The organism is Maribacter sp. Asnod2-G09, from assembly GCF_045063795.1.
Classification (GTDB): domain Bacteria; phylum Bacteroidota; class Bacteroidia; order Flavobacteriales; family Flavobacteriaceae; genus Maribacter.
In genome coordinates, this window is the sequence record NZ_JBEFOA010000002.1 from 747,320 (window position 1) to 757,369 (window position 10,050).

The following is a 10,050-nucleotide window of genomic DNA, read 5'->3' on the forward strand; positions in this document are numbered from 1 at the left end:
TTGAATTAAAAGTTAGAAAAGCAGGCGAAAAATAGTAAATAGTTATCTTCATAGCTAATATTCGTATAAAAACTTTTGATAACTATATTGTAAGTTTTTAGCACAAAAACCTACTTTTGTAGTAGAGAATTTAATAGAACCACTTGATATTATGTCTGATAAAATAGAACGTGTAAAAACATTAATTATAGGATCTGGCCCTGCAGGGTATACTGCGGCAATTTATGCTGCCCGTGCAGATTTAAAACCTGTTATGTATACAGGCATGGAGCCAGGAGGTCAATTGACCACCACAACTGAAGTAGATAACTTTCCAGGATACCCAGAAGGTATCGATGGCCCTACGATGATGGTGCAATTGCAACAACAAGCTGAGCGTTTTGGTACCGAAGTTAGAATTGGAATGATAACTTCAGTTGAGTTTTCGAAAGAAAAAGGAGGCATTCATAAAGTAGTTGCAGATAATGACAAGCAAATAGAAGCTGAAACTATTATTATTTCTACGGGTGCATCTGCTAAATATTTAAATATACCTAGTGAGCAACGTTTACGTGGCGGCGGTGTATCTGCTTGTGCAGTTTGTGACGGCTTTTTCTATAAAGGACAAGATGTAGCAATCGTTGGTGCAGGTGATACAGCAGCAGAAGAAGCATCTTATTTGGCTAACATTTGTAATAAAGTAACGATGTTGGTACGTAGAGATGAAATGAGAGCTTCAAAAGCAATGCAACATAGAGTTCATAGCCTTAAGAATATCGATGTTCGTTACAATACTGAGGTTGATGAAGTTTTAGGTGACCAGGTAGTTGAAGGTTTGCGTATGGTAAATAACCAAACAGGCGAGAAAGAAGAAATTGCCATTACTGGTATTTTTATCGCTATTGGTCATAAACCAAATACCGATATATTCAAAGGTCAATTAGATATGGATGAGACGGGTTACCTAATTACACAAGGTAAGTCTACCAAAACTAATTTACCAGGTGTATTCGCTAGTGGCGATGCTCAAGACAAAGAGTATAGACAAGCGGTTACAGCTGCTGGATCAGGTTGTATGGCTGCTTTAGATGCAGAGCGTTACCTAGCATCAATTGGTTCTGTTGAAGAAGCAATTGCAGATAAATACTAGTAATTAGTAAAGCATAAAATGCAAAAGGGCCCATTCGTTAGAATGGGCTCTTTTTTTTTGTTGAATGTGTTCAGTTAATCTATTCTTACATAGTTTTCAGAGAATGTTCTGTTACCTTCTTCATCTAAGCTTATTTGACTGAATTTGTCGTCGCCAAGCTGTAGTTCAAAAGTGAAAATACGCATGGTGTCCATAGCTTGAATCATTTCATTATCACCGTATTCTAACGTTTCCATTAATCTGTCGTCAGTAATATTATAAGTGCCGTAACCGAATCTGCCTACTTTATCTACTGGTACATATCTCGACCACATAATTTTACCGTTATAGTACATTTTAACCTGTCTATACCCATCGGCAGTTGGTACAGTGTCAATAACTTGTTGTCCGTCATAATTATAAAAACTTTCCAGTTCCCATGTACCTTCTATAGTATGCATGTAATTTTCGTTGATGGAATTTGTTGAGGCGGCCGATACCAATAGAAGCATCAACAATACCAATCCTATAATTTTTTTCATAGTGGTAAGGTGTTAGTTAATAAAAGAGTTGAATGTGTACTAAAAAGATACGAATTAAATATCAGAATTTAACAAAAAATACTATCAATAATTACGAATAACATAATGATAATTCAGTAATTGTAATAATTACTGAAGGTTTGAAGTATATGCATTAAGAATGGTGCAAAGCTTTAAAATGTCTTCATTGGTGTGAGAAGCGCTTAAAACTATACGACTCATTAAAGAATCATTTTCTGTCGGATACCTGAAATTAGTAACTATAATTCCGTTTTTTTCCAGATAATTAGCTAATAATTCATTTTGAAAATTAAAGGTCGGATGTCCTTCCGCATAGACAAAAAGAGACCTATATGATATGTTTTTCAAGAATAGACTTAGATTTTCTGCCAATTGTATTCTTTTAGTTGTGATAAGTGAACTGGCATCTCTTAAGGTTGCTAAAGCAGCAGGTGTAGCGGGACTGGCGCCTCCAAAAAACTGTGTATTTTTTAACGCATTAATCATATTATTACTGCCAAATATCGCTCCGGCTTGAATACCAAATCCTTTTCCTAAAGAGCAAGAAACCAAAAGTTCTTTTGTTGCCAGAGATTGTAGAAATTTGAAACTACCTCCACCATTTTCTCCAGTAATGCCTATTCCGTGAGAATCATCTACAACTAGAATTATATCCTTCAGTGGTAGATTTTTAAGAAAGTTGTAAGCGGGATAATTATCACCATGAAAATCAATACTATCTAAAAAGAGAACAGGTGTTTTATCGGAAATGGTTTTAATGGCATTTTCAAGCTCCATCCAACTTTGAAATATTTCTTGCTGATTTCTAAATAAGGCAGAATGGGTATTTGGCGCATAGTATAATTGGTAATCTGGTTGACTAAAATAGTTGCACACCAATTGACCAGCGAGATAACCAGACGACATCGTCACACAAGCTTCACTACCAATTATTTCAGCCAAATAGGCATCTACTTCATCAAAAATTGATATTCTAATATTTGATTTACGGGAAGCGCTGTAGGCTGTACCGTATTTTTTAATGTTATTGATGAACAACGATTGAAACTCGGCATCAGTTTGTAGCCCTAAATATGAGGTGCCGCCAAAGTATAGGTATTCTTTACCTTCAACGCTTATAGTTCTTTCGGGAAATTCATCAATCGTAAACATTAATCTAACAATTGGACACCACTACCGGCTAGTTTTGGGAAGATAACTTTTCCGTCAGGTTCAATATGAACTCCCGTTGCAATATCACTTTTCAATAACAAAGCACCATCCATATCCACATAATCTAATTGCGGAATCAACTGTGCAATAGCAGAAATACCTACAGTAGATTCTGTCATACAACCCACCATGACGCTAATACCTAATTCTTTAGCTTTTTTTATCATCCGTAGGGCAGGGGTTAGTCCGCCACACTTGGTTAGTTTAATATTTACTCCACTAAAATGTAATGCACATTTCTCAACATCGCTTTCTACAATGCAGCTTTCATCTGCTATTACGGGTAACACACTGTGGTGCATCACTTCTTCCATACCAGACCAATCATCAGCTTTCAAAGGTTGTTCTAAAAACTGTACGCCCAGTTCCTTTAAAAGCGGAGCGTTAAATATAGTTTCTTCAGCCGTCCAAGCGCAATTCGCATCTATTCTAAAAATAGCATCGGTATGTTTTCTTAATTCACGAACAATGGCAACATCATCGCTAGTACCTAGTTTAATTTTATAGATAGGCCATGGCATTTCTTGCATTTTGGCTAACATAACATCAATAGCTGCAATACCTATGGTATAGTTGGTTGTCGGGTAGTTTTCGATGCTTGTACCCCAAATCTCGTATAGCGGCTTGCCAAGTAATTTTCCATACAGGTCATGTGCAGCTAAGTCTAAAGCACAAATAGCAAAATTGGATAAACCTTTACTAACTAAAAAGGCATGAAAAACTTCAGGCTTTGTGAATTCAAAATTTTCAATTTCAGAGGATATGGCATTGATTTCATCCATCATGCTCTGTGTAGTAATTTTATAATACGGATTAGAGGTAGCTTCACCATACCCGGTTTTTCCATCTAAGGATAAAGATGCAATCATAGTATCTTGAAAATCATGAGATTCTCTAGAGATACTGAAGGTATATTTTAATGGTAATGTATATTTTTTTAAGTGTACTTCCATACCACTAATATACAGATTAGGTATTGAACTCATCTTGATTTATTCTTTGGAACCGAGAATTATGGCTTTTGTGCTTTAATGAAGTCATTTTTTATTTGCATAGCTATAGCTACGGAACTCAAAAATGACAAAATTAGGGTGCAAAATGTATAATTCGTAGGTAAAAGAAAAAATTAAGATGAGTTCATTGACAAAAAAATGAAAACCCACTGATATTTCAGTGGGTTTTAAAGTTGAATTGATTGAGGAATAATTTAGTATTTATGAACGCTGCCAGAAACCGATTTGTTCTTTTGAACAGATGGGTCGCCTTTGTATGATATATTACCACCACTAGAAGCTTCTGCGGTTAAATCATCGGTAACATCGATGCTAATATTTGCACCACTACTAGCATCTGCAGTAGCTACCAAAGTTGATAAGTCTTTAGCTCTAATATTTGCTCCGCTACTTGCATCCACATAAACTTCTTTTGCTGTACCTTCTAAAGAAATATTTGCACCGCTACTGGCATCTATATCCATATTGGTAACAAGCACATTTGCATTGATAATGGCACCGCTACTAGCATCGACCTCTAATTTGTCTGACTTAATCTTATTTTCAGTGGTTAAGTGAGCTCCGCTCGATGCACGTAAACTAGTTACATTAGGCATGGTTACGTATACTTTTTTGGTTGCTCTACCAATATTCTCTATACTGTGAATTCTTAATTTTCCATTTTTAATATCTGTACCAATTAAGTCAATGATATTTTCATCTGCTTCTACGGCAATGTCAAAATCAGCACCCTGGGTAACAAATACTTCTAAACCTTCAGAACTTGAAACTTCTGTAAAATCGCCAGTAATTTCTCTAGTTTCTTCAACGACTACGCCGTTGCCTTTTTCGCCAGATCCAAAATCTCCGAAGTTAATGTCGAAGCCACAAGATGAAAGTAATAGGGCTAATACGAGTGCTACTGTAATTCTTACTAATGTTGTCATGATTGTTCGTTTTTTGATTGATTATTATTTTATGATGATGTAAAAATGATTGTTTTCTAACTCTTTTTCTATTTATAAATACTGAATTGTTGTTTTAGAGGTCTGAACTGTAATTAGTTGATACTATCGTTAGTATTAACCTTTACACCATTCTCATCTAACTTCATTTTAAAAGATTCTCCGTTATCATTTACGTCGATATCAATTCCGTTTTCATTGATAATAATTTTCCCTTTATCGCCATTATCATTGATATTGATATCGATGCCGTTTTCGTTGATATTGATGCGATTAGAACCCGTATCATCTTCATCTTCCATTTCAATAAAATCAGGACAGTCTTGACATTCAAGTTCTCCGCTTTCGGTCATTTTCCAGATATAGCCTTCTAGACCTTCAACATCTCTGTCCGTATTAACAGTGGTGATCCAATCTCTAGAATTTGTCTGGTCATAAGTTAAAATGGTACCTACTGGCAAGAATATATTAACACGTACCTCTTGATCCTTGAACTTAGGCCCTTGAGTGGTTAAATAGTCATCAAAAGAAATGGTATTACCGTTTACCTCATATTCATATATGATCTGACTAGCAATATCTTTGGCTTCTCTATTCGACGGTCCGTCAGCTTCTTTTCTAATTTGAACACGAACTAAGGTGTCTTTCGACTTACGAATACGGAATCTAACATCATCAGAAACTAAAACCTTGTTACCAGCTTCGTCATAAGAAATAAAGGTATCGCCCATGTGCATATCCTTTTCATAATCGTACTCATCTGTACCTACTAACCTAATATTTAAAGTATCAGAAGGCATGATAGAAGTAATTTCACTTTCTACAGAAGTACTACCTGTATACGCATGTGCTGCAGCTTCTCTAATACCAAAGACTACTAAACATATAATTGAAATCAGCCATAATCCTAGCAATGAGAATTTAGCAACGGTACCAATAGACTTTAAGTTGTTTACCAATATCTTTAATCCTAAGTACATTAAGAAGAAAAAGGGAATACCGATGGCAAAAAATGCCAATAATGATACAACCCAAATAGGTAGGTTGGTAGAATTTACAACATTGTAGAAATCAATACCAGGTACATGAATGATATCTAAAATACCAACAGTAAACATACCTACAAAAAGACCTATTAATGTAGCTGCACCAATGATAACTAAAAGAATACCAATGAATTTGCCAAAGATTTTAAAAAGGAACATTACGATATCACCAAAGGTGTCAAAAATCGTTTTACCTCCTTTTTTGACGGTGTCACCTACTTTCTCATAGTCAACACTTTTTACACGATCCGCTACGTCATCAAAACCCTCTTTAACTTTACGCTCAATATTACTAATGTTGACCGTTTCGCCGCTCATATCTAATTTTTGAGCAGTTGTTCTAGCCTCAGGAATAAGGATCCAAAGTAAACCGTATATAAAGATGAATCCGCCCCAAGTGAAAATGGTCAAGAAAATCCAAAGTAAACGAATCCATAACGGATCAATACCGAAGTAATGTGCTAAACCAGAAGATACACCGGCAACATATTTCTTTTCGGTATCTCTATATAATTTCTTTACTCTTTCTTTGGTTGAAGCAGTATTAGCTTTAGGCTCATCTTCAAAGATGTCTTCATCTACCATGTAATCTTCAGGTTGCCCCATAATAGCGATAACTTCATCTACTTCTTTTTGAGTAATTACCTGTCTTTCATTCTCTAATTTATCATGAAAAAGTTCGGCTATACGAGCTTCTATATCTGCAATGATTTCATCGCTTCCCGGTGTGTTGGCAAAAGAACGTTTTACAGATTCTAAATACCTACGCATTATATTGTATGCCTCTTCGTCTATATGGAAGAGCATGTTTGCTAAATTTATATTTACTGTTTTGTTCATGATTAGCTGTTTTTTGAGTTGGTTACCAGGTTGGTGGCTTTTCTTAATTCGTCCCAAGTGGTATCTAATTCTTTAAGAAAAAGTTTACCGGTCTCAGTTAGGGTGTAGTATTTTCGTGGCGGTCCAGAAGTAGATTCTTCCCAACGGTAGTTTAGAAGACCCGCATTTTTTAATCTGGTCAGTAGCGGATAGATAGTACCTTCCACTACTAGCATTTTTGCATCTTTTAGCGTTCCTAAGATTTCAGAAGCATATTTATCATGCCCATTTAAAATGGACAGGATACAATACTCCAAAACCCCTTTACGCATTTGTGCTTTTGTATTTTCTACATTCATAATCTCTTTTTGCTTTTTATGCAGTCCCGCTTTCGGAGGGGATTGCTCCATTGTCTCTGTTGTCTGCATAGGTTAACTGTTCGTTTTTTGTTCGATGAATAAACATCCTGATTGATTTTTTGATTGATTAATAAACTCTTAAGGGTGTGATGAATACCCGATATATAATGTAAGCTGATGATGCTATTTAATAAATTTTATAGTGAAGGGATATTCAAAAAATTCCCCTTCATTTGTTTTTATAGTTGCTAAAATGGTATACACGATATTGATAATAAATAAGGCTGATTGTGCCAAACCAAGTAATGCTACGGGTATCATCCACGGGCCAAAAAAGTCGTCAGAATCAAAATTAAAATTGATGTTATTGAAACTGTGAATATTTGAAAAGCTGAAATGATCAAAGTCAAAAATATTAGGAAGAAAGCCACCTAAGAAAAAAGGGATACTAACCATACCTACAAGAATAGAGTAGAGGAGTATACTAATTTGAAAATTCAGCGCTTGTTTACCGTTATGATCTACAAATTCATATTCTTTTTTACTTGCCGTCCATAATACTAGTGGAATGATGAAGTTCCCGAACGGAAAAAAGAATTTAGAGAACGTACTTGCATGTATTAATGCAGAGAGGTTTCTTTCGTGTTTAGTTACTGATTCTGTCATGATTGATTCGTTACTGATGATGATTGATTATAATACTATGTAAAAGCCAATTACTTTGATTACCTATTAACTTCCTATGCAAATATATGTCTAAAAAAAGGTACTATGTAACGCATAGTACTAATATTTAACAATATATTAACATTTGAGTATGCTGTTTATAATAGCTATTTTTATCAAAATTTTCAGATAAAATGGCGGTAACACCTAGTAAAATCAATATGTTCTCATTTTTTAAACTACCGTCTGCATGGTGGTGCGGAGTGCGTTTAAGAGAATTAGATAAAAACAGGTCAGTAGTGACTGTAAAGCACAGATGGTTTAATCAGAATCCGTTTAATTCGATGTTTTGGGCGGTACAAGGTATGGCGGCGGAGTTAACAACAGGAGCTTTAATAATTGATCAAATAGAAGCATCTGGAAAGAAAATTTCGATGTTAGTAGCAAACAATACCGCTAATTTTTCAAAGAAAGCAACAGGTAGAATTACATTTACATGTGAAGACGGACATTTAATAAAAGAAGCTCTAGATAAAACTATTGCTACCGGAGAAGGACAAACCGTTTGGATGAAATCTGTCGGAGTAAATACTGATGGAGTAGTGGTCAGTACCTTTAAGTTTGAGTGGACGTTGAGGTTGAAAAAGAAAAAATAGTCATAATGAAAGAAATAATACGGTTTAAGGAAACACAAAAATTTACACAATGGTGGTTGTGGTTGATTGTCCTTGCTCCAATAATTTTAGCAGTTTTGAATATTTTAAGTAGTATTCTATATGCATTTGGCGGTTACTCTTCCAGTGATTCAGGTAATGTAAGTATATCTTGGATTTCGGCTAGAATATCTATGGTGCAATTTATATTCGTACTAATTTATATCCTTACCATTTTATTTTTGGCATTATCTAAACTTCAGGTTGTCGTATCAAATAATGAAATAAAAATTCGTCATCTTTTATTTTTTAGTAAAATCATTGATTTAAGTGAAGTAACAGAACAACATATCATTAATTATGATTTTGTAGGTTATGGTATCAGAAAAACTAAAAAGTACGGTACTGTTTATAATGTAAAGGGTAAAGAGGGGGTTGCTTTCACACTAAAAAATGGACAGAAATACCTTATTGGGTCGCAAAAGGCAGAACAATTTTCGAAAACTCTTAAAGAAAATTAGGGTTTAGTGTAACAAAAGGTCTATTTCCTGCAACTAATAAGCATCAATCAAAAACAAAATACACATGAACGCACACGAAATAGATTACGAGATTTTTGGGGAAGAAATGCAATACGTTGAAATAGAGCTAGACCCGCAAGAGGCAGTTGTTGCCGAAGCAGGTAGCTTTATGATGATGGATACCGATATTAAAATGAGTACCATTTTTGGAGATGGTAGTAATCAGGATAATAGCGTTTTAGGTAAAATATTTTCAGCAGGTAAAAGAATGTTGACAGGCGAGAGTCTGTTCATGACCGCCTTCTTAAATATAGGTCAGGGTAAAAAGCAAGTTAGTTTTGCTTCTCCGTATCCTGGTAAAATTCTACCTATTGACTTATCTGAAATGGGTGGTCGTTTCATTTGCCAGAAAGATGCGTTTCTATGTGCAGCACAAGGAGTATCGGTAGGTATAGAATTTTCAAAGAAACTTGGTCGCGGACTTTTTGGTGGTGAAGGTTTCATCATGCAAAAATTAGAAGGTGATGGTATGGCATTTGTTCATGCCGGTGGTACATTGGCAAAAAAGACCTTGGCACCCGGTGAGGTTATAAAAGTAGATACCGGTTGTATTGTAGGTTTTACCAAAGATGTTGATTATGATATTGAATTTGTAGGTGGAATTAGAAATACCGTTTTCGGTGGAGAAGGCTTATTCTTCGCAACCCTTCGCGGTCCGGGAACTGTGTATATTCAGTCCTTACCATTCAGTCGTCTTGCAGGTAGAGTATTGGCGTCGATACCAAGAGGAGGAAAAGATAAAGGAGAAGGTAGTATTCTTGGTACTCTAGGAGATATTGTTGGTGGAGATAATAGGTTTTAAGAATTAGGGACACGGTACAAGATAAAAAGTACAAAGTACGGAGTATTAAGTATTAAGTAGTTTGTTTTTATTTTGAGAAGAGAAGAAAGATAATAGACTTGTGTTGATTCAGGCATTTTAGGAGAATTTAGCGAAGCTAAATTGTAGTTTTAGCAAAAGCCAAAAGCCAAAAGCCAAAAGCCAAAAGCCAAAAGCCAAAAGCCAAAAGCCAAAAGCCAAAAGCCAAAAGCCAAAAGCCAAAAGCCAAAAGCCAAAAGCCAAAAGCCAAAAGCCAAAAGCCAAAA

The 10,050-nt window shown here is 35.3% G+C and carries 11 protein-coding genes; 4 read left to right on the top strand and 7 right to left on the bottom strand.

Going from position 1 to position 10,050, the window contains the following annotated elements; translation table 11 throughout:
* Positions 1–151: 151 nt before the first annotated feature.
* The gene (trxB, locus tag ACJJVT_RS03335) at positions 152–1,129 is read left to right on the top strand and encodes a thioredoxin-disulfide reductase (RefSeq protein WP_133688709.1); all 978 of its coding nucleotides are present in this window, start codon (positions 152–154) and stop codon (positions 1,127–1,129) included.
* Between the two features lie 74 nt (positions 1,130–1,203).
* On the opposite strand, the gene ACJJVT_RS03340 is transcribed toward trxB, so the two are convergent.
* The 7 genes from ACJJVT_RS03340 to ACJJVT_RS03370 form a co-directional block, all read right to left on the bottom strand.
* A complete protein-coding gene (locus tag ACJJVT_RS03340) occupies positions 1,204–1,650 on the bottom strand; it encodes a hypothetical protein (RefSeq protein ID WP_405396471.1) in 447 nt (148 codons plus the stop codon).
* A gap of 129 nt (positions 1,651–1,779) precedes the next feature.
* Complete coding sequence (locus ACJJVT_RS03345) at positions 1,780–2,823, bottom strand: aminotransferase class I/II-fold pyridoxal phosphate-dependent enzyme (protein WP_405396472.1); 1,044 nt, start codon at positions 2,821–2,823, stop codon at positions 1,780–1,782.
* Positions 2,823–3,836, bottom strand: coding sequence for a dipeptide epimerase (locus ACJJVT_RS03350; protein ID WP_405396647.1), 1,014 nt, complete (start codon positions 3,834–3,836; stop codon positions 2,823–2,825). Before ACJJVT_RS03350 ends, ACJJVT_RS03345 begins: the two co-directional genes overlap by 1 nt.
* A gap of 254 nt (positions 3,837–4,090) precedes the next feature.
* The gene (locus ACJJVT_RS03355) at positions 4,091–4,822 is read right to left on the bottom strand and encodes a head GIN domain-containing protein (RefSeq protein ID WP_405396473.1); all 732 of its coding nucleotides are present in this window, start codon (positions 4,820–4,822) and stop codon (positions 4,091–4,093) included.
* A gap of 113 nt (positions 4,823–4,935) precedes the next feature.
* Positions 4,936–6,726, bottom strand: a complete 1,791-nt coding sequence (locus ACJJVT_RS03360; RefSeq protein ID WP_405396474.1) for a PspC domain-containing protein — start codon at positions 6,724–6,726, stop codon at positions 4,936–4,938.
* 2 nt (positions 6,727–6,728) lie between these two features.
* Positions 6,729–7,064, bottom strand: coding sequence for a PadR family transcriptional regulator (locus ACJJVT_RS03365; protein WP_073245975.1), 336 nt, complete (start codon positions 7,062–7,064; stop codon positions 6,729–6,731).
* A 183-nt stretch (positions 7,065–7,247) separates the two neighbouring features.
* Positions 7,248–7,730, bottom strand: coding sequence for a DUF4870 domain-containing protein (locus tag ACJJVT_RS03370; protein ID WP_405396477.1), 483 nt, complete (start codon positions 7,728–7,730; stop codon positions 7,248–7,250).
* Positions 7,731–7,924: 194 nt separating this feature from the next.
* On the opposite strand from ACJJVT_RS03370, the gene ACJJVT_RS03375 reads away from it, so the two are divergent.
* The 3 genes from ACJJVT_RS03375 to ACJJVT_RS03385 all read left to right on the top strand — a co-directional run bounded on the left by ACJJVT_RS03375 (position 7,925) and on the right by ACJJVT_RS03385 (position 9,766).
* Positions 7,925–8,386, top strand: coding sequence for a DUF4442 domain-containing protein (locus ACJJVT_RS03375; protein ID WP_324026390.1), 462 nt, complete (start codon positions 7,925–7,927; stop codon positions 8,384–8,386).
* 5 nt (positions 8,387–8,391) lie between these two features.
* Entirely contained in the window at positions 8,392–8,904 is a 513-nt protein-coding gene (locus ACJJVT_RS03380) for a hypothetical protein (protein WP_405396479.1), read from the top strand.
* A 64-nt stretch (positions 8,905–8,968) separates the two neighbouring features.
* Complete coding sequence (locus ACJJVT_RS03385) at positions 8,969–9,766, top strand: TIGR00266 family protein (protein ID WP_133688677.1); 798 nt, start codon at positions 8,969–8,971, stop codon at positions 9,764–9,766.
* Positions 9,767–10,050 lie beyond the last annotated feature (284 nt).

Bases quoted from the DNA above. Each gene is read 5' to 3' on its own strand.
- ACJJVT_RS03375 (WP_324026390.1), top strand. From the start codon at position 7,925: ATGGCGGTAACACCTAGTAAAATCAATATGTTCTCATTTTTTAAACTA.
- ACJJVT_RS03345 (WP_405396472.1), bottom strand. From the start codon at position 2,823: ATGTTTACGATTGATGAATTTCCCGAAAGAACTATAAGCGTTGAAGGT.
- ACJJVT_RS03385 (WP_133688677.1), top strand. From the start codon at position 8,969: ATGAACGCACACGAAATAGATTACGAGATTTTTGGGGAAGAAATGCAA.
- ACJJVT_RS03380 (WP_405396479.1), top strand. From the start codon at position 8,392: ATGAAAGAAATAATACGGTTTAAGGAAACACAAAAATTTACACAATGG.
- ACJJVT_RS03355 (WP_405396473.1), bottom strand. From the start codon at position 4,822: ATGACAACATTAGTAAGAATTACAGTAGCACTCGTATTAGCCCTATTA.
- ACJJVT_RS03340 (WP_405396471.1), bottom strand. From the start codon at position 1,650: ATGAAAAAAATTATAGGATTGGTATTGTTGATGCTTCTATTGGTATCG.
- ACJJVT_RS03360 (WP_405396474.1), bottom strand. From the start codon at position 6,726: ATGAACAAAACAGTAAATATAAATTTAGCAAACATGCTCTTCCATATA.
- ACJJVT_RS03365 (WP_073245975.1), bottom strand. From the start codon at position 7,064: ATGAATGTAGAAAATACAAAAGCACAAATGCGTAAAGGGGTTTTGGAG.
- trxB (WP_133688709.1), top strand. From the start codon at position 152: ATGTCTGATAAAATAGAACGTGTAAAAACATTAATTATAGGATCTGGC.
- ACJJVT_RS03350 (WP_405396647.1), bottom strand. From the start codon at position 3,836: ATGGAAGTACACTTAAAAAAATATACATTACCATTAAAATATACCTTC.
- ACJJVT_RS03370 (WP_405396477.1), bottom strand. From the start codon at position 7,730: ATGACAGAATCAGTAACTAAACACGAAAGAAACCTCTCTGCATTAATA.